Annotated in this window: 20 protein-coding genes and 1 pseudogene; 12 read left to right on the top strand and 9 right to left on the bottom strand. The window is 52.1% G+C overall.

All coding sequences use genetic code 11. The features are described from left to right. The 8 genes and pseudogenes from M3087_RS03045 to M3087_RS03010 all read left to right on the top strand — a co-directional run. Complete coding sequence (locus M3087_RS03045; RefSeq protein ID WP_249093673.1) at window positions 1-2,007, top strand: tetratricopeptide repeat protein; 2,007 nt, start codon at window positions 1-3, stop codon at window positions 2,005-2,007. 83 nt (window positions 2,008-2,090) lie between these two features. Beyond that, complete coding sequence (thrS, locus tag M3087_RS03040; protein WP_106484643.1) at window positions 2,091-4,031, top strand: threonine--tRNA ligase; 1,941 nt, start codon at window positions 2,091-2,093, stop codon at window positions 4,029-4,031. 107 nt (window positions 4,032-4,138) lie between these two features. Then, the gene (infC, locus tag M3087_RS03035; RefSeq protein ID WP_106484644.1) at window positions 4,139-4,741 is read left to right on the top strand and encodes a translation initiation factor IF-3; all 603 of its coding nucleotides are present in this window, start codon (window positions 4,139-4,141) and stop codon (window positions 4,739-4,741) included. 74 nt (window positions 4,742-4,815) lie between these two features. After that, window positions 4,816-5,013: a 50S ribosomal protein L35 gene (rpmI, locus tag M3087_RS03030; protein ID WP_022384270.1), complete on the top strand. Its 198-nt coding sequence runs from the start codon at window positions 4,816-4,818 to the stop codon at window positions 5,011-5,013. A 105-nt stretch (window positions 5,014-5,118) separates the two neighbouring features. Beyond that, a complete protein-coding gene (gene rplT / locus M3087_RS03025; protein WP_022384271.1) occupies window positions 5,119-5,469 on the top strand; it encodes a 50S ribosomal protein L20 in 351 nt (116 codons plus the stop codon). Window positions 5,470-5,816: 347 nt separating this feature from the next. Further along, window positions 5,817-6,254, top strand: coding sequence for an Hsp20/alpha crystallin family protein (locus M3087_RS03020; protein WP_249093672.1), 438 nt, complete (start codon window positions 5,817-5,819; stop codon window positions 6,252-6,254). Window positions 6,255-6,465: 211 nt separating this feature from the next. After that, entirely contained in the window at window positions 6,466-6,930 is a 465-nt protein-coding gene (locus tag M3087_RS03015; RefSeq protein WP_022384273.1) for a hypothetical protein, read from the top strand. Between the two features lie 39 nt (window positions 6,931-6,969). Next, window positions 6,970-7,077: pseudogene (locus M3087_RS03010) on the top strand (oxidoreductase); the annotation flags it as partial. Window positions 7,078-7,150: 73 nt separating this feature from the next. Here M3087_RS03010 and M3087_RS03005 read toward each other — a convergent pair. Then, window positions 7,151-7,612: an Lrp/AsnC family transcriptional regulator gene (locus M3087_RS03005; RefSeq protein ID WP_022384275.1), complete on the bottom strand. Its 462-nt coding sequence runs from the start codon at window positions 7,610-7,612 to the stop codon at window positions 7,151-7,153. A gap of 223 nt (window positions 7,613-7,835) precedes the next feature. Between M3087_RS03005 and M3087_RS03000 the strand changes: the two genes are divergently transcribed. After that, complete coding sequence (locus M3087_RS03000) at window positions 7,836-9,125, top strand: O-acetylhomoserine aminocarboxypropyltransferase/cysteine synthase family protein (protein ID WP_249093670.1); 1,290 nt, start codon at window positions 7,836-7,838, stop codon at window positions 9,123-9,125. A 622-nt stretch (window positions 9,126-9,747) separates the two neighbouring features. Here the strand turns inward: M3087_RS03000 and M3087_RS02995 are convergent. Both M3087_RS02995 and M3087_RS02990 read right to left on the bottom strand, forming a co-directional pair. Continuing rightward, on the bottom strand, window positions 9,748-10,644 hold the full coding sequence (locus tag M3087_RS02995; protein WP_022384278.1) for a LysR substrate-binding domain-containing protein: 897 nt from the start codon (window positions 10,642-10,644) through the stop codon (window positions 9,748-9,750). Window positions 10,645-10,654: 10 nt separating this feature from the next. Further along, entirely contained in the window at window positions 10,655-11,242 is a 588-nt protein-coding gene (locus tag M3087_RS02990; protein ID WP_022384279.1) for a DUF6621 family protein, read from the bottom strand. Between the two features lie 211 nt (window positions 11,243-11,453). On the opposite strand from M3087_RS02990, the gene clpB reads away from it, so the two are divergent. Beyond that, a complete protein-coding gene (gene clpB / locus M3087_RS02985; protein WP_106484650.1) occupies window positions 11,454-14,042 on the top strand; it encodes an ATP-dependent chaperone ClpB in 2,589 nt (862 codons plus the stop codon). 152 nt (window positions 14,043-14,194) lie between these two features. After that, complete coding sequence (locus tag M3087_RS02980; RefSeq protein WP_249093668.1) at window positions 14,195-16,591, top strand: TonB-dependent receptor; 2,397 nt, start codon at window positions 14,195-14,197, stop codon at window positions 16,589-16,591. 110 nt (window positions 16,592-16,701) lie between these two features. On the opposite strand, the gene M3087_RS02975 is transcribed toward M3087_RS02980, so the two are convergent. After that, window positions 16,702-17,298: a TetR/AcrR family transcriptional regulator gene (locus M3087_RS02975; protein WP_249093667.1), complete on the bottom strand. Its 597-nt coding sequence runs from the start codon at window positions 17,296-17,298 to the stop codon at window positions 16,702-16,704. Between the two features lie 147 nt (window positions 17,299-17,445). Here M3087_RS02975 and M3087_RS02970 point away from each other — a divergent pair, with 147 nt between their 5' ends. After that, entirely contained in the window at window positions 17,446-18,051 is a 606-nt protein-coding gene (locus M3087_RS02970) for an IMPACT family protein (protein ID WP_022384283.1), read from the top strand. Window positions 18,052-18,054: 3 nt separating this feature from the next. Here M3087_RS02970 and M3087_RS02965 read toward each other — a convergent pair whose 3' ends face one another. The 5 genes from M3087_RS02965 to M3087_RS02945 all read right to left on the bottom strand — a co-directional run bounded on the left by M3087_RS02965 (window position 18,055) and on the right by M3087_RS02945 (window position 21,539). Then, entirely contained in the window at window positions 18,055-18,801 is a 747-nt protein-coding gene (locus tag M3087_RS02965; protein WP_249093666.1) for a YaaA family protein, read from the bottom strand. A 137-nt stretch (window positions 18,802-18,938) separates the two neighbouring features. Continuing rightward, on the bottom strand, window positions 18,939-19,487 hold the full coding sequence (locus M3087_RS02960; protein WP_022384285.1) for a 2-oxoacid:acceptor oxidoreductase family protein: 549 nt from the start codon (window positions 19,485-19,487) through the stop codon (window positions 18,939-18,941). Between the two features lie 6 nt (window positions 19,488-19,493). Beyond that, window positions 19,494-20,258 (bottom strand): thiamine pyrophosphate-dependent enzyme, encoded by a 765-nt coding sequence (locus M3087_RS02955; protein ID WP_249093663.1) that lies wholly within the window; start codon window positions 20,256-20,258, stop codon window positions 19,494-19,496. A gap of 15 nt (window positions 20,259-20,273) precedes the next feature. After that, window positions 20,274-20,447 carry a hypothetical protein gene (locus tag M3087_RS02950; protein ID WP_022384287.1) on the bottom strand — a complete coding sequence of 58 codons (174 nt, stop codon included), beginning with the start codon at window positions 20,445-20,447 and terminating at the stop codon, window positions 20,274-20,276. A 9-nt stretch (window positions 20,448-20,456) separates the two neighbouring features. Beyond that, on the bottom strand, window positions 20,457-21,539 hold the full coding sequence (locus M3087_RS02945) for a 3-methyl-2-oxobutanoate dehydrogenase subunit VorB (RefSeq protein WP_249093661.1): 1,083 nt from the start codon (window positions 21,537-21,539) through the stop codon (window positions 20,457-20,459).

The raw sequence follows: 21,539 nt of genomic DNA, 5'->3' as shown, positions 1-21,539 counted from the left end.
ATGATGCGTAGACTTCTGATAGCATTCCTTTGCTGCCTGCCCGGATGGGTAGGGGCACAGATTAACACCGACAGGGTGATGGCCATTGCACGAAATGCGTTGTTCTTTGAAGACTACGTGTTATCCATCCAGTATTTTAACCAAGTGATCAGTGCAAAGCCCTATCTGTATGAACCGTACTTCTATCGGGGAATTGCGAAAATCAATCTGGAGGATTTTCAAGGTGCGGAAGCCGATTGTACGAAAGCCATCGAGCGTAACCCGTTTGTCCCCGGATGTTACCAGATACGTGGATATGCCCGTATTCGTCAGCATAAGGTGGACGGCGCCATTGAGGACTACAAGAAGGCTCTGGAATATGATCCGGAGAACAGCGGACTGTGGAACAACCTGGCACTCTGCCGCATTGAAAACAAGGATTATGAGGGTGCCAAGAAGGATATCGATCGGCTGATAGCCCTGGCTCCCCGTGAATCGAACGCTTTCCTGATGCGGGCAGACGTCGCTATGCGTCAGAAGGATACACTGTCTGCAGAGAAAGACATCGACAAGGCGATTGAAGTGGATGCGTACAATTCCACTGTGTGGACAGCCCGTGCCGTACTCCGCTTGCAACAGGCAAAATACAAGGAAGCGGAAGGCGACCTGGACCAGGCGATTCACCTAGCAGTGAAGAATGCCGATAACTACATCAACCGTGCTCTGGCACGTTACCACCAGAACAACCTCCGGGGAGCCATGGACGACTATGATGTGGCACTCCAGATTGACCCGAACAACTTTATCGGACACTACAACCGTGGTCTGTTGCGGGCATACGTCGGCGACGATAACCGTGCCATTGAAGACTTTAACTTTGTCATCGAGCAGGAGCCGGACAACATGATGGCGATATTCAACCGGGGTCTGTTGCTTGACAAGACCGGAGACTTGAGAGGAGCCATCAAGGATTATTCGACGGTTATTGATGAGTATCCGAACTTCCTGACCGGCTATTATTACCGGGCTGCGGCACGACGCAAGATTGGTGACAGGAGAGGGGCGGAGGCCGACGAACTGGTCCTGTTGCGTAATCAGCTGGACCGTTACAACGGAGTGAAGCAGCAGACTGCCGCCGATCATAAAACCCGCAAGAAGTCAGATCGGAACATGGAGAACTACGGCAAGATTGTGGTGGCAGACAGCGACGAAGATGCGCCGCATTACAAGAACGAGTACCGCGGACGTGTGCAGGACAAGAATGTACGTATCGCTTATCAGCCCATGTATGCGCTGACTTACTATGAGAAGCCCGGCAATGTACGCCGTACTATCCATTACTACAGGTATATTGACGAGTTGAACCGTGACACCTTGTTTGCCAAACCGCTCCTGATTACGAACAATGAGGCTCCGTTGACCGAGCAACAGGTTAATGAGCACTTCAAGTGGATTGATGACCACACGGCAAGTACGGCGTCCGATAACAAGACGGATGCGAAGTTACGTTTCTTGCGGGGACTGGACTTCTATCTGGTGCAGGATTTCGAGAATGCCATTTCCGATTATACGGCAGCCATCGTAGCCGACGATTCGTTCATGCCTGCCTATTTTGACCGTGCCCTTGCCCGTTACAAGCAGCTGGAATATCAGAAGGCTGAGTCACAGATGGACAAGAATGCCGGCAACGTACTCCCCTCAGGCGCTCCGGTAGTAGTGAAGAATGCAGACTATGAGTTGGTGAAGAATGACCTCGATCAGGTCATTAAGCTGGCACCCGATTTCGCATACGCCTATTACAACCGTGCCAACCTGTTTGCCATGCTGGGAGATTATCATGCAGCGATTGTTGATTATAATAAGGTGCTGGAGCTGGATGCCGATTTTGCGGATGCCTACTATAACCGGGGTCTTACCTATATATATTTAGGCAATAACCAGCAAGGCATCGCCGACCTGAGCAAGGCCGGTGAGCTGGGACTTTTCTCCGCCTACAATGTAATCAAGCGTTTTACGGTACACGAGTAATAACATTTTTAAGAAAAAGAAGACTGTGTCGCAAAGAAATTGTTAATTTTGCGCATCGTAAATCAGAAATAATTCATGGAACTATGATAAAAATAACTTTTCCTGATGGTTCCGTTCGTGAGTATAACGAAGGGGTAACCGGCCTGCAAATAGCAGAAAGTATAAGTGCGCGGTTGGCACAGGATGTGTTGGCTTGCGGAGTGAATGGCGAAACTTACGACCTGTCTCGTCCGATTCAGCACGATGCTTCTATCGTGCTCTACAAATGGGACGATGAGGAAGGTAAGCATGCTTTCTGGCATACAAGCGCCCACTTGCTTGCCGAAGCGTTGCAGGAACTCTATCCGGGCATCCAATTCGGTATCGGACCGGCAATTGAGAATGGTTTCTACTATGATGTAGATCCGGGCGAAGCCGTCATCAAGGAGTCTGACCTTCCTGCCATTGAAGCGAAGATGGCGGAACTGGCAGCCAAGAAGGAGACATTGGTCCGTCGGGACATTGCCAAGGCCGATGCCTTGAAGATGTTTGGTGAAAGAGGCGAGACCTACAAATGTGAGTTGATTTCCGAGCTGGAAGATGGTCATATCACGACTTATACCCAAGGTGCATTCACCGACCTTTGCCGGGGTCCTCACTTGATGTCCACAGCTCCCATCAAGGCTATCAAGTTGCTGTCTGTTGCCGGTGCCTATTGGCGTGGTCATGAAGACCGCAAGCAGTTGACCCGTATTTACGGCATCACGTTCCCGAAGAAGAAGATGCTCGATGAATACCTCGTCATGCTGGAAGAGGCCAAGAAGCGCGACCACCGTAAAATCGGTAAGGAGATGGATTTGTTCATGTTCTCCGACACGGTTGGTAAGGGACTTCCGATGTGGTTGCCGAAAGGTACGGCACTGCGTCTGCGTCTGCAGGAATTCCTGCGCCGTATCCAGTCACGCTATGACTATCAGGAAGTGATGTGTCCGCCTATCGGTAACAAACTCCTGTATGTGACTTCGGGACACTATGCCAAGTATGGAAAGGATGCGTTCCAGCCGATTCATACGCCGGAAGAAGGGGAAGAATATTTCCTGAAGCCGATGAACTGTCCGCATCACTGCATGATTTATAAGAATTCACCCCGTTCGTACAAGGACCTGCCTTTGCGTATTGCTGAGTTCGGAACCGTTTGCCGTTACGAGCAGAGTGGTGAGCTTCACGGACTGACCCGCGTCCGCAGCTTTACGCAGGATGATGCACACATCTTCTGCCGTCCCGATCAGGTGAAGGAAGAGTTCCTGCGTGTGATGGACATCATTTCCATCGTATTTAAATCCATGAATTTTGAGAACTTTGAAGCACAAATCTCCTTGCGTGACAAAGTAAATCGTGATAAATATATTGGTAGCGATGAGAACTGGGAAAAGGCAGAACAAGCCATTGTGGAAGCCTGTCGCGAGAAAGGATTGCCCGCCAAGGTTGAATATGGAGAAGCCGCTTTCTACGGTCCTAAGCTCGACTTCATGGTGAAGGATGCCATTGGTCGCCGTTGGCAGTTGGGTACCATCCAGGTGGACTACAACTTGCCCGAACGCTTCCAGTTGGAATACATGGGCTCTGACAACCAGAAGCACCGTCCGGTGATGATCCACCGTGCTCCCTTCGGCTCCATGGAACGCTTTGTGGCAGTGCTGATTGAGCATACGGCTGGAAAATTCCCCTTGTGGCTGACTCCTGACCAGGTAGCCATCCTGCCTATTTCGGAGAAATACAATGAATACGCCGAGCAGGTGAAGGCATACTTGAAAGCTCACGAGGTACGCGCCCTGGTGGATGACCGCAATGAAAAGATTGGCCGTAAGATCCGTGACAATGAGATGAAACGTATCCCTTACATGTTGATTGTGGGCGAGAAGGAAATGGAGAATGGCGAAGTTTCCGTCCGCAAACAAGGCGAAGGTGACAAGGGAACGATGAAATACGAAGATTTCGCTAAAATTTTGAACGAAGAAGTTCAGAATATGATAAATAAGTACTAAATTTGCAGCCGTTTGTCAGAAGTCCCCTGTAGGGAGGCTTGGGCAAACGGCTGAATTTGAATAATCATTAACCAACAAAACAAACAGGTAGAAAGACAATTTTTTGAATGAAGAATGACAATTTGAAAGGGCAACATCGAATCAATGAACAGATTCGTGCCAAAGAAGTCCGCATCGTGGGCGATAATGTAGAGTCAGCAGTGTATCCTATAGCACAAGCTTTGCGAATGGCTGAGGAGCATGAATGTGACCTGGTCGAAATCTCACCCAATGCTGTTCCGCCTGTTTGCCGTCTGATCGATTATTCCAAATTTCTTTATCAGTTAAAGAAACGTCAGAAGGAACAAAAAGCCAAGCAGGTGAAGGTCAACGTGAAGGAAATCCGTTTCGGACCTCAGACCGATGACCACGACTACAACTTCAAGCTGAAACATGCCATCGGCTTCCTGCAGGATGGTGACAAGGTGAAGGCTTACGTGTTCTTCAAGGGACGTTCCATTCTGTTCAAGGAACAAGGTGAAGTGTTGCTCCTGCGTTTTGCCAATGACCTGGAAGAATATGCCAAGGTGGAGCAGATGCCGTTGCTGGAAGGCAAGCGGATGACCATCTCACTGGCTCCTAAAAAGCCTGCTTCTCCGAAAAAGGCTGCCGCTGCCCCGGCACAGCAACCGAAACAGGCTCCCAAGGCAGAAGAGGCTGCTGAGAAATAAAAAACGAAAGAAGCGTGTAACGCCGAGGTATAGTGCGTTGCCGCGAATCAATTAATAATTTAAAATTTAGTAAGATGCCAAAGATTAAGACTAACTCCGGTTCTAAAAAAAGATTCACTCTTACCGGATCAGGAAAGATCAAAAGAAAACATGCTTATCACAGTCACATTCTGACGAAGAAGACTAAAAAGCAGAAGAGAAACTTGGTTCACGCAGGTTTGGTTGACAAGGCCAACTTGGATTCCGTGAAGTCACTTTTAGCAATGAAGTAATTTCTTCGACAAGCAAACACTATTTTATTAACCGAATGCTTTAGCTTGAAGTTCGCCAATCCTGAGACAGGGACGCGACGCTAACATTCAAAAACGATTAAAACTATGCCAAGATCAGTAAATCACGTTGCTTCAAGAGCAAAAAGAAAGAAAATTTTAGGTCTTACCAGAGGTTACTTTGGTGCAAGAAAGAACGTTTGGACCGTTGCCAAGAATACTTGGGAAAAGGGTTTGACCTATGCTTATCGTGACCGTAAGAACAAGAAACGTAACTTCCGTGCATTGTGGATTCAGCGTATCAACGCTGCTGCCCGTCTGGAAGGTATGTCTTATTCGAAGTTGATGGGTGGTCTGCACAAAGCCGGTATTGAAATCAACCGTAAGGTTTTGGCTGACCTTGCCATGAATCATCCCGAAGCATTCAAGGCTGTTGTTGAAAAGGCCAAGAACGCTTGATAGACAGGTTTGAACATATATACTGCAAGTATATAAGAAGGATGTATCGCAGAGATGCATCCTTTTTTGTGCCCCTATGTTTGAACAGGAGGCATTCTCCGTCGACTTCGTCAGCCTTTCCGCCATCTTGTCAGCCTTTGATGGTAAATAATGTTTGCATTCAGTTAAAGCGGAACGCTGTTTGTTTAAATAATTTTCCAAAGAATTAAAAGCCGGGGCGGGTGACTGACAAGATTTCCTACAGGCACATAGTTTGCAATTTCCTAAGTGAACCGCGAGGCCGGAAGGCGGAGGGGTTCAGTGAAACAAACTATAAAATAACAATTAAAATATAGGAGATTACAACTATGATGCCGAGTAGAAAGTACAACAATCAGAACTGGTTACCGAGTATTTTCAATGATTTCTTTGATAACGACTGGATGGTCAGAACCAATGCGACTGCCCCTGCTATCAATGTCATCGAAAATGATAAGGAATACAAAGTGGAAGTCGCAGCCCCGGGCATGACCAAGGAAGACTTCAACATCCATTTGAGTGAGGACAATGAACTGGTCATCACCATGGAGAAGAAGAACGAAACCAAGGAGGGCGATGAAAAGAATAAGAAATACTTACGTCGCGAGTTCTCTTACACGAAGTTCCAGCAGGCACTGGTACTCCCCGATGATGTGGAGAAAGACAGAATCAGTGCCAACGTGGCTGACGGTGTGTTGACCATCGAGTTGCTGAAACGTACGCCGGAAGAGAAAGCCAAAGTCAATCGTGTGATTGAAGTGCGCTGACGTCCGTCGGTGAAACACCGGAACAAGCCGGCGCGGATGATGCAGATGAATCAGAACAGCTGTGTCATCCGCGCCTTTTTTGTGTACGTATGGCTGCTTCCGGTATACTGGCATGAAAAGGGAGAGGAAAGGACAAAGACTTTGGATGAGATAGGGGATATTCCAAACAAAATCCATACTTTTACATGTGAATCAAAAAACAAGCTTGAGTATGAGAATTATTCATCAGATGGGAAATTGGAGGTTGCTGGCTGCTCGCAAGACGGCTTTCCTCTGCTCGCGGCAAGTGCCGGGTGAGGGGGAAAGGCGGATTGGCGAATGGCTGGGAGCCTTGTCAGAGAATGACGGTTGTGTGATATGCGGCAACCTGTTGCCGTTGGAACAATGGATGTTGTCCCGCCTGCTGGAACGACGGATTCCGACTGTGCTGGTCCTGGCGGAAGCCTTGCCTTTGCAATGGTCGGCAGAGGTGGAACAGGCGTTGCAGGAACAGCGCTTGCTCGTGGTGACACATTGCGACGCGAACATCCATCGTGTGACCCGTTCATCGGCGCAAGACAGGAATGAGTTGATGATTGAGCTGGCGGACGAAGTGGTTGTCGGCTATGCCCTGGAAGGAGGGCATGTAGAGAAGCTGGTAGCCAACCTGCCGAAGGTACGTCGGCTGTATCCTTAATGAATGTCTGACACGCCTCTTTATAAATTCACATGGATTATGGCTGATAATTATATTGAACGTCAATACGAACAATACGAAGCACGGAAGGCTGCTTGGGAGAAAGCCCGTAAGTTGGGCAAGAAAAAGCTGAAGACGACACGTCCCAAGACGAAGAAGGACTGACGTGAAAGCTCCCTGATTGCCATCCACACGACATCCACGTCCGGGCGGAATGCGCTCAGATGTGGATGCCGTAGTCGTGCTTTATCTCGTCCATCACAAACGTGCTCTCCAGCGAGCCCAGGCTGTCGATGGTCCCCAGCACATTGAGAATGAACTCCTGATAGTATTTCATGTCCGGTGCATGAATCTTGAGCAGGTAGTCATAGCTGCCCGAGATGTTGTAGCATTCCGTCACTTGCGGGATGTCGCGGATGATGCGCGTGAATTCGTCGGCTATCTCCTTGTTGAGCCGGCGGAGCTTCACGCGGCAGAACACCACGAAGCCCCGGTGGAGCTTGTCAGCATCGAGCACCGCGATGTATTTTCTGATGTAGCCGTTGCTCTCCAGCCGTTTGAGGCGTTCAAAGACTGGAGTCGAAGAGAGATGCACGCAGGCTGCCAGCTCCTTGATGGTGAGCCGGGCATTCTCCTGCAAGGCACGCAGGATGGCGAGGTCGGTCTGGTCAAGTGTATCCATGAGAGAGAATATTATTCTGTTTGGGGAGTGTATTTTGTTTCGAAATAGAACAGACGTTCTGTTTCTTCCTGCAAATATAGGATTGTTTTCCATAGATTCCCGGTTTCTTGTGAGATATTTCTTCCTGCTCTAACTTTGCAGACAGAAGACAGAGGGGCGGTCCTGTTGGTCGCATGCCCCCTTCGTCGGTTAATCTGAAAACGTAATGAAAGGAGAATGAACGATGGAAAGAAAGAATTGGCATTTTGAGACTTTGCAACTTCATGTGGGGCAGGAGCAGCCCGACCCGGCAACCGGCGCACGGGCCGTCCCCATCTATCAGACCACCTCGTATGTATTCCGTGATTCCGCCCATGCGGCAGCTCGCTTCGGGTTGCAGGATGCCGGCAACATCTACGGACGGTTGACCAACTCCACCCAGGATGTGTTCGAACAGCGGATGGCAGCCCTGGAAGGAGGAGTAGCAGCGTTGGCTGTCTCGTCCGGTGCGGCCGCCATCACATACGCCCTGCAGGGGCTGACGTCTGCCGGCGATCATCTGGTGGCGGCGCAGACCATCTACGGAGGAACGTACAACCTGCTGGCACACACCTTCCCGACGTATGGCGTGACGACAACCTTTGTCGACCCTTCTTCCGCAGCCAACTTTGAGGCAGCCATCCGTCCCGGGACTAAAGCCCTCTTTGTGGAGAGCCTGGGCAATCCGAATTCCAACCTGATTGACCTGGAGGCTGTGGCGGAAGTTGCTCACCGGCACGGTATCCCCCTCGTGGTCGACAACACCTTTGGTACCCCTTACCTGATACGTCCGTTGGAGCATGGGGCGGACATTGTGGTACACTCGGCAACCAAGTTCATCGGCGGTCATGGCACTTCGCTCGGCGGAGTCATAATCGACGGCGGACGTTTTGACTGGGTGGCATCCGGACGTTTCCCCCAACTGACGGGACCCGACCCCAGCTATCACGGTGTATGTTTTGCCGATGTGGCAGGCGCGGCAGCCTATGTCACCCGCATCCGTGCCGTCCTGTTGCGTGACACCGGCGCCTGCATCAGTCCCTTCAATGCATTTCTGTTGTTGCAGGGACTGGAGACTCTCTCGCTGCGTGTGGAACGTCACGTGGAGAACGCGCTCCGTGTCGTGCGCTTCCTGTCGTCCCATCCGCGTGTGAGACGGGTGAACCATCCGTCGCTTCCCGACCATCCCGACCACGCCTTATACGAGAGGTATTTCCCACACGGGGCAGGTTCCATCTTCACCTTCGACATCGACGGGGGAGAGACCGAGGCACACCGCTTTATCGACCATTTGCAACTCTTTTCCCTGTTGGCGAATGTGGCGGACGTGAAGTCGCTGGTCATCCATCCTGCCAGCACCACCCATTCACAACTGTCACCCGACGAGTGTGCCGCACAAGGCATTCACCCCGGGACCATCCGTCTCTCCATCGGCACCGAACACATCGACGACCTGCTGGAAGACCTTCGTCAGGCTTTTGAGACTTTGGGTTGACCGACGGACGGGAATGAGGATGTCTGCCTTCCTTGTTTCGGTCTGCTTCCCGGAGAGGCAGGGTGAAAGCAGAATCCTCTGTTTGCCTGACGGAATGCATCGAAACGCCCTTTTCTGCTAACTCGTACTTTTCAAAAATACGATGAACTAGAGAAGAAACGTGAATGATTGCAAACGAAACGTCCGGAAAAAGCCTTTGATTTTAGAAAACTATACATTTCGTTTTCGAAAAACAGACAAAACGTGCCCGGAACAATATTGTTTCGCGAGCCAAACAATATAGTTTGCCGCGTCAAACAATATAGTTTCATGCCCCAAACACGATTGTTTCGCGCCCGGAAGTCAAATCTTTGGAAAATGAAACGCAAAAACACCGGGTTTCACTCTCTGGAAGGACCTGCGTGTCAATAAATCGGATGGTAATAAAAGAATGTGCAATCCGCTACTATTTCTGGCCGTATGTCTTCAATGGGGATAAAAAGGTATCAAAGAGAGAGAATTCATGCAGATAGGGTATCTATCTGTATTTTGCGAATCGCTCCAGAATGCCCGTTCTGCTCACCAACTCGTCTTTTGGTGCGAAGAATGGGACTGTGGAGCGATTCGTTTGACATTTTGTCACTCACAGGTTCTTCCGTTCGTGCAGCGCAAAGTTCATGAAGATGGACGGGAGTCCCCCGTCTTGCCCCTGCAGGCGTGCGAAGCAGAATTCGCGGTTCATGGTGAGGTCCTTGATTTCGATGACACGGAGTTTCCCTGTCGCCAGTTCGTTGGAGATGGAGCGGATGGAGACGATGCCCAGACAGTCGGTACATTCCAGAAAATGCTTGATGCTTTCCGTGCCGCCCAGGTAGAGCAGGACGTTGAGGGCGGAAAGGCGGATGTTGTGGGCTGCAAGGGCTTTTTCTATCACGTCGAGTGTTCCCGAGCCGATTTCGCGTAGTACGAGTGGCAGCCGTTGCAGTTCGTCGAGGCTGATTTCCTCGGCGACAGCCAGCCGACTTTTGGTGCGCATCACCATCACCAGTTCGTCGTCGAGGAAGTGGGCATACTTCAGGCTTGGCAGCCGGGAGGAACCTTCGAGCAAGGCAAGGTCAATGCGGTGTTCCTGCAAGGCAACTTCCACTTCGCGCGAGTTCCCGTTGAACATGGAAACGGTGATGTGTGGAAATTTTTCAATGAATTGCGCGAGGAGGGGAGGCAAGACGTATTGGGCGATGGTCGTGCTTGCTCCCAGGCGTAGCTCTCCGCTGTATTCGTTTCTCAGCAGATTCATTTCAAATTCCAGCCGGTTATAAGCTTCGAGAATGGCTTCGCAATGGTCCAGCAGCAGACGTCCGGCATGGGTCAGTTCGATGCGGCTGCCCAGACGCTCGAAGAGACGGGTTTGATAGTGGTTTTCCAGTTCCTTGACATGCTTCGTCACGGCAGGCTGGCTGATGAACAGTTCCTGCGCGGCCTTCGTATAACTCAGGTTGCGAGCTACACAACAGAATACTTTCAGGCGGAAGTCCGACATGGCATGTATGTTATTCCAACTCTTCGGGACGTACACCCAGGGCATGCAGCAGGGAGTATCCCAGGTTGCAATGCCGGAAGGGGAAACGGGCAGCCTCGTTCGGGTCGATGGAGAAATGGCAGACTTCACGGTCCTTGGCTTCCTGCAGGGCTTTCACGGTCTCGTCGCCATATAACGCCATGTCTCCCACCAGGATAACCTGGCGTGTGCCCTGCGACACGGAGAGAGCCTGCGCAAAGTCGGCGACCATGGAATCACTGCTCGTCAGGGCTTCCGTTGAAAAAGAGCTGAATGAAAATTCGCCCAGGTTGCTGCGGAAAGCCACGCTGTGCAGCTCCTCGTTGAGGTCCGAGGGTTCACAGAAGGTAAGCTTCTGCAGGAGGTTCGGGTGGATGAATATCACTTGGATGTGGTTGTCGCCGGGACGGATGCCGGCATCCAGGGCAAGACCTTCAATCAGGGCAGGCAGGTCTGCCTTGGGCAGTTTCCGCTTGACGATGTGACTGAAGAAGTCCCTCATGGTGTGTCCTATTTTCTCCAGGTAGCTGGCGTCAATCAGAATGACAATTTCGTCAGTTTTCAAATCTTCTTTCTTCATAACCTTAAATTATGGAATAAAGGTAGGAAATTCGGGCTTTTCAGACAAGTTTTCAGTACCGAAATCTTTTGAGATGCCGTCTTCGGGGTGTCAAACTTGCAGTATAAAGTGCTGAAAATACGACATTTTGTCATTATTTTTCACTTGGCAAGGCGTTTGAAGTAAGACTAGCGTATTTTGAAAAAGCAAAATAAAGAAAGGAGAACAAGATATGAACTTTAACAACTTTACCATCAAATCGCAAGAAGCGGTGCAGCAGGCTGTCAACATGGTGCAGAGCCTCGGACAGCAGGCCATCGAGCCTGAGCATTTGCTGGCAGGCGTGCTGAAGGTCGGTGAGAATGTGACGAACTTTCTCTTCCAGAAACTCGGCGTGAATGACCGGCAGATAACGACGGTGCTCGACAAGCAGATCGCTTCCTTGCCGAAGGTTTCAGGTGGAGAACCTTACCTGAGCCGTGAAGCGAACGAGGTCCTGCAGAAAGCTGTAGAACTGTCTAAGGAACTGGGCGATGAGTATGTTTCACTGGAAGCCATCATCCTGGCTATCCTTCAGGTGAAATGTACGGCGTCGACCATCCTGAAAGATGCCGGAGTGACTGAAAAGGAGTTGCGTGCCGCCATCAACGAACTGCGTCAGGGACAGAAAGTGACTTCGCAGTCAAGTGAAGACACCTACCAGTCGCTGAACAAGTATGCCATCAACCTGATTGAGGCTGCCCGTACCGGGAAGCTTGACCCGGTGATTGGCCGTGACGAGGAAATCCGTCGGGTACTGCAAATCCTGAGCCGTCGTACGAAGAACAACCCGATTCTGATAGGTGAACCGGGTACCGGTAAGACCGCCATCGTGGAGGGACTTGCCCAACGTATCCTCCGTGGCGATGTCCCCGAGAACCTGAAGAACAAGCAGCTCTATTCACTGGATATGGGTGCGCTCGTGGCAGGTGCCAAATATAAAGGCGAATTTGAGGAACGTCTGAAGTCGGTTATCAATGAGGTGAAGCAGTCGGAGGGGAACATCATCCTCTTCATCGATGAAATCCACACATTGGTGGGTGCCGGAAAAGGCGAAGGCGCCATGGATGCTGCCAACATCCTGAAGCCGGCATTGGCACGTGGCGAGTTGCGCAGCATCGGTGCCACGACCCTCGACGAATACCAGAAGTATTTCGAGAAGGACAAGGCACTGGAACGCCGGTTCCAGACCGTCATGGTCGATGAACCGGACATTGCCAGCTCCATTTCCATCCTGCGTGGCTTGAAGGAACGCTATGAGAACCACCATCAGGTGCGTATCAAGGATGAGGCCATCATTGCCGCCGTGGAGTTGAGCAACCGTTACATCACCGAACGTTTCCTGCCTGACAAGGCGATTGACCTGATGGATGAGGCTGCCGCCAAACTCCGGATGGAGCGTGACTCGTTGCCGGAAGAGCTGGATGAAATCGAACGTCGGTTGAAACAGCTGGAAATCGAACGGGAAGCCATCAAGCGGGAAAAGGATGAAGACAAACTGGCCCAGCTCAACAAGCAGATTGCCGAGCTGAAGGAGCAGGATACTTCTTTCCGTGCCAAATGGCAGAGCGAAAAGGAACTGGTGAACCGGATTCAGCAGAACAAGAAGGAAATCGAACAGCTCAAGTTCGAGGCTGACCGTGCCGAACGTGAAGGCGACTACGGCAAGGTGGCAGAGATACGCTATGGCAAGTTGCAGGCTTTGGAGAATGAAATCAAATCCATTCAGGAAGACCTGAAACACAAGCAGGGCGACAATGCCATGATTAAGGAAGAGGTGACCGCCGAGGATATTGCCGACGTCGTATCACGCTGGACGGGAATCCCCGTGAGCAAGATGTTGCAGAGTGAACGCGAGAAGTTGCTCCATCTGGAAGACGAACTTCACAAGCGTGTCGTCGGTCAGGACGAGGCCATCCAGGCTGTGGCAGATGCCGTGCGACGGAGTCGTGCCGGACTGCAAGACCCGAAACGACCCATCGGCTCGTTTATCTTCCTGGGTACGACGGGTGTCGGTAAGACCGAGCTGGCGAAGGCGTTGGCTGAATACCTTTTCGACGACGACTCGATGATGACCCGTATCGACATGAGTGAGTATCAGGAGAAGCATTCCGTTTCCCGACTGATAGGAGCGCCTCCCGGATACGTCGGTTATGATGAAGGCGGACAGCTCACCGAGGCTGTGCGGCGTAAGCCTTACTCGGTGGTCCTCTTCGACGAGATAGAGAAGGCACATCCCGATGTGTTCAACATCCTCCTGCAGGTGTTGGATGACGGACGTTTGACCGACAACAAGGGACGTACGGTGAACTTCAAGAACACCATCATCATCATGACGTCGAACCTTGGTAGTGCCTACATCCAGAGCCAGTTTGAGAAGATGACCGATGCCAATCGCGAACAGCTCGTGGAGGAGACCAAGAACGAAGTGATGAGTATGCTGAAGAAGACCATCCGTCCCGAGTTCCTGAACCGTATCGACGAGACCATCATGTTCCTGCCGCTGAACAAGGCACAGATCGAGCAGATTGTAGCCTTGCAAATCAAGGGCATCCAGAAGATGCTGGCAGAGAACGGAGTGACCTTGCAGATGAACGATGCTGCCATCCGCTTCCTGGCAAGTGCCGGATACGACCCCGAGTTCGGTGCCCGTCCTGTGAAACGTGCCATCCAACGTTACTTGTTGAACGACCTCTCCAAGAAACTCCTGGCACAGGAGGTTGACCGTAGCAAACCCATCGTGGTGGATGCCGCCAACGACGGTCTGGTGTTCCGCAACTGACAGTTAGACTTATTGTGATAACCCCCGAATCCCCTTGTCTGTCATCCGAAAGGAGCAGGCAAGGGGATTCTTTTTTGCGAAAATCCTAATAAATGAGGATTGTCCGTCCGCGCTGCATGCGCTTATTTTGCAGCATCAATAAACAAGTAAAGATGAATAGAAGAATACTGTTTTCAAGTTGTGTATGTCTGGCTGTGGCAGGAGTGCAAGCTGCACCTGCCGACCGCGATACGACCAAGGTAGTCAATGTGGAAGAGATTGTCGTTGTGGCATCGCCCAAGGAGAACACGACCTTCCGCCGTCAGGCATTGTCGTCGACCATCCTTTCGCGCGAGCAGCTGGAGGCCGACCAGGTGACATCCATCAAGCACCTCACGGGGCTGGTACCTAACTTCTATATGCCTGATTACGGTTCCAGACTGACCTCTGCCATCTACATCCGCGGCATCGGTTCACGCATCAATACACCTGCTGTCGGGCTGTATGTGGACAACGTGCCCTATCTCGATAAGTCAGCCTTTGACTTCAATACCTATGATATTGAGCGTATCGACGTGTTGCGTGGTCCGCAGTCAACCCTTTACGGACGCAATGCCATGGGCGGACTGATCCGTGTCTATACCCGTAATCCCTTCCGCTATCAAGGTACCCAGCTTTCGTTGGGTGGAGCCACCGCCAACAATTCCTATCGTGCTTCACTGACGCACTATCACCGCATCAGCGACCGCTTTGCTTTCTCGGCGGGTGGCTTCTATGAGGGCGCACGTGGTTTCTTCAAGAACGCTTACCTGGACCGTTATGCCGATCCGTTGCAAAGCGGAGGCGGACGTATGCGTGCCATCTGGTTGCCTACGGAGAACTGGAAGCTCGACTTCACTGCCAACTATGAGTACAGTGATGAAGGAGGCTATGTCTATGGTCTCTATCATGAAGATACGGGTGTGACTGACCCCGTCAGCTCAAACGAGGAAGGCAAGTACCGTCGCGGTCTGTTCAATGCCGGACTCTCGGCAACCTATCAGGGCAACAACTATATCTTCAACTCGGTGACCAGCTACCAACGGCTGGATGACCGCATGTACATCGACCAGGACTTCACTTCGAAGGAGATTTACACCCTTGAACAGAAACAGCGGCTGAACGCCCTGACGGAAGAGCTTTCGCTGAAGAGCCTGCCCGGCAAACGCTGGCAGTGGGTGACCGGTGCATTTGTTTCCTATCAGAATATGCGTACGAACAGTCCCGTGTTCTTCCATCGCGACGGTATCTCCATGCTGGAAGGGATGCTTAACGGAGTCTTCTCGAACATCCACGGTGCTCCTCCCATGAGTATCGACATCACGAGTGAAGGCATGCCGGTCTATTCCAACTTCCGTACGCCGGTAACTGACCTGGCTCTCTTCCATCGGTCTACCTTCAACAACCTGTTGGTTGACGGACTTTCGCTGACCGTAGGCTTGCGTGTCGACCACGAACGCCTCTCGATGGACTACGATGCCAGTGCGGCAGCCAGCTATAACTTCAGCATCGCGATGGGGCGGAATCCATTGGCACTTACTTTCGACAACAGTTCGTATGCGATGGGAGGAAAGTTGAAGAACCACTACACCCAGCTGTTGCCCAGCTTCTCGCTGAAGTATGATTTCAATGCGGGCAACAACATCTATGCGACTGTCAGCCGTGGTTATCGTTCGGGCGGATACAACATCCAAGGTTTCTCCGAACTGATACAGACGGGCTTAAGCGGTAGATGGATGACGGAAGTGAAAGAAGGATGCATCGACATGGTTGACAAGATGGACTTCCCACCTGCAATGAATGCGATGAAGGAGAAAATTAAGAATACCATTGCAGGCAGTATGCCTCCGGCTGTAGAGCCAGATGTGGCAGCTTCCTACTATAAACCCGAATACACTTGGAGTTACGAGGTCGGTACCCACCTGACCCTGTGGAACGGCAAGCTGCATGCCGACCTGGCTGCCTTCTGCATGGATACGCGTGACCAGCAGATTGCCCGCATGACACGTTCCGGACTGGGACGCTTGACTGTCAACGCCGGACGCAGTCGCAGTGTGGGTGCGGAAGCCGCTTTGGCTGCACGTTTTGACCGCCACTGGAGCATGAACGCCTCTTACGGCTATACACGCGCCACGTTCACCGACTATAAGTCTACATTGGATTCCGACGACAAGCAGTTCATCGACTATTCAGACAACACGGTACCTTTCGTACCCCGCCATACACTCAATGTGGGAGCTTCCTATTCGATGTTCCTGAAAAGCGATGCGTTGCGGCAGATCACCTTCCATGCCGGTTATACGGGTGTGGGTGAGACCACTTGGAATGAAGCCAACACGATGGGACAGGGATTCTACGGGACTTGCAATGCCAACATCCAGTTGCGTACCAAGGTGTGTGACATAGACTTGTGGGGACGTAACCTGACGGACCGCTCTTATCACACGTTTGGCATTGAGAGCATGAGCCAGTGGTTCATGCAGCCCGGCAAGCCACGTCAGTTCGGAATTGACCTGCGCTTCTCCATCTGATAGAGCGATTGTTACAGAGAAGTTGATTTGATTTTATACACTTAACCACAAAGATGCCCAAGGTCCTCATCGGAAGGAATACCCCTTCCTGATGGAGGACCTTGGTGTTTTTACAGGCTATGGCTGTGGGTTGCCTGCCAGCTCTCTCCGGTGAGACATTCCCGGAGGATGGGCTCATAGTCTTTCGGTTGTATCTTCTGCCGGATAATCTCCTCGAACAAGGCAAACATCCATGCGGTGTGAAGCCGGTTGTAGAATCCGGAGATGGTATCCTTGCCGTCAGTCCCTGCGGGTGATTGTGGCAGGAGGGTGCTGTATTGCCGGGAGACCCTCTCTTTGTAGTCGTCCAGAGAGGAGCCTTGTGCACAGAAGAACAACAGCTTCAGTTGGGTGCGGTGCTTGCTGAGCAGGGCCGTGCAGTCCCTGATGATTCGTTCCGGGTCATTTGCTGCCAGTGTCTGTGAGTCGCCGGGTTCCGTCGTGTCGGGATGCAGCCGGAGCATCTGTTCGAGGGTGGTGATGGCAGGGCGTACGATGGTGCAGAACAGGGCATCCTTGCTGGGGAAATAGTTGTAGATGTTACTCAGGCAGATACCCGATGCACGGGCAATGTCGCGCATGGATGCCTTCTGAAAGCCTTTCCGGAGGAAGATGGCTCGCGAGGCGGTGAGCAGTCGCTTTTCAACAGAGTGTTTCAATGTCTGCATGACGTGTTCTTTTAACGGTCGGATGCAAAAGTAGGAGCTTGACCGATGCGTGTCAATACCTAAAAATGGTGATATTGCCGCCCGCCAATTGTGTATTGGCGATTGGAATTGTAATTTTGCAGACAGAATCCCGATGTGAAGATAATCATGGAAGCAGACGAATACAGAACCATTGCCGCTCCCTCGGAGGCCATCTATACGGAGAAAAGAAGCAAGTTCATCGCCATCGCCCTGCCGGTGCGTACGGTGGAGGAGGTGAAGATGCGCCTGGAAGAATATCAGAAGAAATATTATGACGCACGCCACGTGTGCTATGCCTACATGCTGGGGCATGAGCGGAAGGACTTCCGTGCAAATGACAACGGAGAGCCTTCGGGTACGGCAGGCAAGCCCATCCTCGGGCAAATCAATTCCAATGAACTGACCGATGTGCTCGTCATCGTGGTGCGCTATTTCGGTGGCATCAAGTTGGGGACGAGCGGACTCATCGTGGCCTATCGCACGGCAGCTGCTGAGGCGTTGGCTGCTGCTGCATTTGTCGAGCGGACGGTAGACGATGAGGTGGAAGTCCTTTTTGAATATCCCTTTATGAACGACGTGATGCGAGTTGTGAAGGAGGAGGAACCCACCATCGTCTCGCAGACCTACGACATGGACTGCATGATGCGTCTGCGCATCCGTCGGTTGTCCATGCCGCGCCTGCGTGCCCGGCTGGAGAAGGTGGAGACCCTCCGTTTTGTTGACGGGGAGTAGGCGTCAGAGGGTGAACATCCCGGCAGCGTCGTCCCAGCGGAAGCCTTCCCAGGTAAAAGCCTTCAGAGCCTCCGGATCGGTGATGCGCCCTTTGAGCAGGTAGCGTGTCATCTCTCCGCGGCACATCTTGGTGTAGACCACGATGCTCCGCAACTTGTCCCCTTTCCATACGCGGAACTCCAGTGTGATGACCTTCACCTCGCGGCAGACACGTTTCCAGTCGAACAGTCGTTTCATCTCCTCACTGGCAAGATTGACCAGTATGCCATCGTCGGCCTTGACGCGCTCCAGCAGGAGACCGGTCAGTCGGGACTGCCAGTAGGCGAACATGCTTTGTCCGCCGTTGTCGGGCAGCACGGCGTCGCCTTCCAACCGGTAGTTGTGGATGAGGTCCAGCGGACGTAGGAGTCCGTAAAGGAAAGAGGTGATGTTCAGGTGTGCCTGCGCATAGCGGAAGTCGTCGGCACTGAAGTCATCGGGAGCAATGCGCTTGAACACGATACCCGTATAGGCGAGCAGTGCCGGCAGTTGCGGATTGTCTGCATCGTGGAAATGGCGGTAACGCAGCTGGTTCTCCGACGCAATCTGTCGGTTGACGCGCAACAGTTGTTCCACCTCCTCGGTGCTGAGGGAGGCAAGTTGCAGCGCCAGTTGCGACGCTTCTGTTTCAAACGGGGGAAGGGTAGTGAGGGGGACGGCAGTCCCGGTGCTGTCTGCCATGGTCTTGGCACAGGATAGTAGTATTTGCATGACGATTGGGGCTAAAGAGACATCTCTCGTGAGCGAATAAAAAACACCGACGACGCGGATTGCACAAGGAAACAGGTTGCTGTGTAGTCCGCGTCGTCTGCGTCTATTGGAGTCTGGACAAGTGTCCGTCGGGTTGCTTATTCATGTTCCCGGATGATTTCCATCCCTTTACGGATGGCTTCCTCGTTCATCGGGATGAGGTGATGGTGGCGTTCGGGCAGTGTCTTGCGCAGTCCTTTCAGTACCGATTCGATGGACACCATCGGACGGAGTTTCAGGAGTCCGCCCAGCACAATCATGTTGAAGGCTTTCATGTTGTTCATCTCGGCAGCTGCATCCATGGCGTCGATACGGTAGACCTTGATGTCCTTACGCGTCGGCGGCTGGCTGATGCCGTATCCGTCGTAGATAATGGTTCCACCCGGCTTGACCTTGCTTTCAAACTTAGCCATGGAGGGCTGGTTGAGGATGATAGCCGTGTCATAGGTACTCAGGATGGGCGACGAGATGCGTTCGTCGCTGATGATGACCGTCACGTTGGCAGTACCGCCACGTTGCTCCGGACCGTATGCCGGCATCCAGGTCACTTCCTTTCCTTCCATCAGGGCCGAGTAGGCGAGTATCTTACCCATCGACAGCACACCTTGTCCGCCGAAGCCCGATATGATGATTTCTTCTGTTTTCATAGTGTTTTACTCCTTATCTTTTAAGTCACCCAACGGGTAATAGGGGAACATGTTCTCTTCCATCCATTTGTTGGCAGCCACAGGCGACATCTTCCAGCCCGAGTTGCAGGTTGCCACAATCTCGACGAGGTTGGAGCCTTTGCCGTTCATGGAGTTTTCGAATGCCTTTCGAATGGCTTTCTTGGCTTTGCGGATGGCGGCTACCGTCTGAACGGACTGACGGGTCACGTAGGCAGTGCCTTCCAGCGTAGCGGCGATTTCGGTCATGCGGAGGGGATAGCCGTGGATTTTCGCGTCGCGGCCATAGGGACAGGTAGCGGTCTTCATGCCCATCAGGGTGGTCGGTGCCATTTGTCCGCCCGTCATGCCATAGATGGCATTGTTGATGAAGATGATGGTGATGTTCTCGCCACGGTTGAGCGCATGGATGGTCTCGGCCGTACCGATGCAAGCCAGGTCGCCGTCACCCTGATAGGTGAACACCAGGCGGTCGGGCCAGAGACGTTTGATGGCAGTTGCCAGGGCAGGCGCACGTCCGTGTGCAGCCTCTTGGCAGTCGATGTCAAGGTACTTGTACATGAACACGGCACAACCTACGGGCGATACGCCGACGGCTTTGTCTGCCAGGCCCATCTCTTCGATTACTTCGGCAATCAGTTTGTGCACCACGCCATGGCTGCAACCCGGGCAGTAGTGCATCGTGTTATCGTTAAGGAGAGTCGGTTTCTTGTAAACCAGATTCTCGGGTTTGATGATGTCTTCTCTTGTCATAAGTCTTGCGTTTTTTTACTTGAAACGTATCATGCGCATCACTACTTCCGTCATCTTGATGGCGAGTGACACACCACACGCATAGTAGAACGGTTGCGGGCTGTCTACGGCAAAGTAGAGGATGATGGTGACAACCGTTCCTATAATAAATAAGAGGTTGAGCAGGTTACGGATTTGCTGTTTGTCCATAAGCGCAGGTTACTTCATTAATTTCTCTTTGAGAGCGGTGACCACTTCGTCGGGAGCAGGCACGATGCCGCCCATGCGTCCGAAGTATTCCACCTTCACGCCGTTGTTGACAGAGAGGCGCACGTCTTCAACCATCTGTCCGGCATTCAGCTCGACGGTGAGGATGCCCTTCATGTGGTGTGACAGACGTTCGATTTCTTTTGACGGGAACGGCCACAGGGTGATGGGGCGCAGGATACCGACCTTGATGCCCTCTTCACGTGCCAGCTCAATGGCTTTCTGGGCGATGCGGGCGCAAGAACCGAAGGCGACGATGAGGTAATCGGCATCCTCGCAGGCGATTTCCTCGAAACGTACTTCCTTCTCGCTGATTTCCTTGTACTTGGCCTGCAAGTGGATGTTGCGTTGCTCCATGATGGCGGAATCGAGTTCAAGCGAGGTGATGATGTTCGGTTCGCGGGTCTTGGGCTTTCCGTTGGCTGCCCAGGGGCAACGGGCGATGACTTCCTCGTCGGTGAGTCGTTTACGCTGTTCGGGGAGGACGACCTTCTCCATCATCTGACCGATGACGCCGTCAGAGAGGATCAGTGCCGGATTGCGGTATTTGAATGCCAGTTCGAAGGCGAGGTCGACAAAGTCAGCCATTTCCTGAACCGACGAGGGAGCGAGGACGATGAGGCGGTAGTCGCCGTGTCCGCCACCCTTGGTGCTCTGGAAATAGTCAGCCTGGCTGGGTTGGATGGTTCCCAGACCGGGACCTCCACGCATCACGTTAACGATGACTGCCGGGAGTTCGGCTCCGGCAATGTAGGAGATGCCTTCCTGTTTCAGGCTGACACCGGGGCTGGAGGAAGAGGTCATTACTTTCTTCCCGGTGGCTGCTCCACCATAAACCATATTGATTGCAGCAACTTCACTTTCTGCCTGAAGCACGACCATGCCCGAGGTTTCCCAGGGCTTCAATTCTGCAAGTGTTTCGAGGACTTCCGACTGTGGAGTGATGGGGTAACCGAAATAAGCGTCTACACCGGTACGGACTGCGGCGTGTGCAATGGCTTCGTTACCTTTCATGAGTACAACATCTTCTGCCAT

Origin of the sequence: Mediterranea sp. ET5, assembly GCF_023337025.1 — a bacterium.
Lineage (GTDB): Bacteria > Bacteroidota > Bacteroidia > Bacteroidales > Bacteroidaceae > Phocaeicola_A.
This window is presented reverse-complemented; position numbering and strand designations above follow the sequence as displayed.

What these genes read in the sequence shown, in the direction of transcription:
- M3087_RS03005 (WP_022384275.1), bottom strand. Translation starts at nt 7,612, where the DNA reads ATGGATACACTTGACCAGACCGACCTCGCCATCCTGCGTGCCTTGCAG.
- M3087_RS03020 (WP_249093672.1), top strand. Translation starts at nt 5,817, where the DNA reads ATGATGCCGAGTAGAAAGTACAACAATCAGAACTGGTTACCGAGTATT.
- M3087_RS02970 (WP_022384283.1), top strand. Translation starts at nt 17,446, where the DNA reads ATGGAAGCAGACGAATACAGAACCATTGCCGCTCCCTCGGAGGCCATC.
- clpB (WP_106484650.1), top strand. Translation starts at nt 11,454, where the DNA reads ATGAACTTTAACAACTTTACCATCAAATCGCAAGAAGCGGTGCAGCAG.
- M3087_RS02950 (WP_022384287.1), bottom strand. Translation starts at nt 20,447, where the DNA reads ATGGACAAACAGCAAATCCGTAACCTGCTCAACCTCTTATTTATTATA.
- M3087_RS03045 (WP_249093673.1), top strand. Translation starts at nt 1, where the DNA reads ATGATGCGTAGACTTCTGATAGCATTCCTTTGCTGCCTGCCCGGATGG.
- M3087_RS02975 (WP_249093667.1), bottom strand. Translation starts at nt 17,298, where the DNA reads ATGCAGACATTGAAACACTCTGTTGAAAAGCGACTGCTCACCGCCTCG.
- M3087_RS02980 (WP_249093668.1), top strand. Translation starts at nt 14,195, where the DNA reads ATGAATAGAAGAATACTGTTTTCAAGTTGTGTATGTCTGGCTGTGGCA.
- rpmI (WP_022384270.1), top strand. Translation starts at nt 4,816, where the DNA reads ATGCCAAAGATTAAGACTAACTCCGGTTCTAAAAAAAGATTCACTCTT.
- M3087_RS02945 (WP_249093661.1), bottom strand. Translation starts at nt 21,539, where the DNA reads ATGGCAGAAGATGTTGTACTCATGAAAGGTAACGAAGCCATTGCACAC.
- M3087_RS02990 (WP_022384279.1), bottom strand. Translation starts at nt 11,242, where the DNA reads ATGAAGAAAGAAGATTTGAAAACTGACGAAATTGTCATTCTGATTGAC.
- infC (WP_106484644.1), top strand. Translation starts at nt 4,139, where the DNA reads ATGAAGAATGACAATTTGAAAGGGCAACATCGAATCAATGAACAGATT.
- rplT (WP_022384271.1), top strand. Translation starts at nt 5,119, where the DNA reads ATGCCAAGATCAGTAAATCACGTTGCTTCAAGAGCAAAAAGAAAGAAA.
- M3087_RS02955 (WP_249093663.1), bottom strand. Translation starts at nt 20,258, where the DNA reads ATGACAAGAGAAGACATCATCAAACCCGAGAATCTGGTTTACAAGAAA.
- M3087_RS03015 (WP_022384273.1), top strand. Translation starts at nt 6,466, where the DNA reads ATGAGAATTATTCATCAGATGGGAAATTGGAGGTTGCTGGCTGCTCGC.
- M3087_RS02995 (WP_022384278.1), bottom strand. Translation starts at nt 10,644, where the DNA reads ATGTCGGACTTCCGCCTGAAAGTATTCTGTTGTGTAGCTCGCAACCTG.
- M3087_RS03000 (WP_249093670.1), top strand. Translation starts at nt 7,836, where the DNA reads ATGGAAAGAAAGAATTGGCATTTTGAGACTTTGCAACTTCATGTGGGG.
- thrS (WP_106484643.1), top strand. Translation starts at nt 2,091, where the DNA reads ATGATAAAAATAACTTTTCCTGATGGTTCCGTTCGTGAGTATAACGAA.
- M3087_RS02965 (WP_249093666.1), bottom strand. Translation starts at nt 18,801, where the DNA reads ATGCAAATACTACTATCCTGTGCCAAGACCATGGCAGACAGCACCGGG.
- M3087_RS02960 (WP_022384285.1), bottom strand. Translation starts at nt 19,487, where the DNA reads ATGAAAACAGAAGAAATCATCATATCGGGCTTCGGCGGACAAGGTGTG.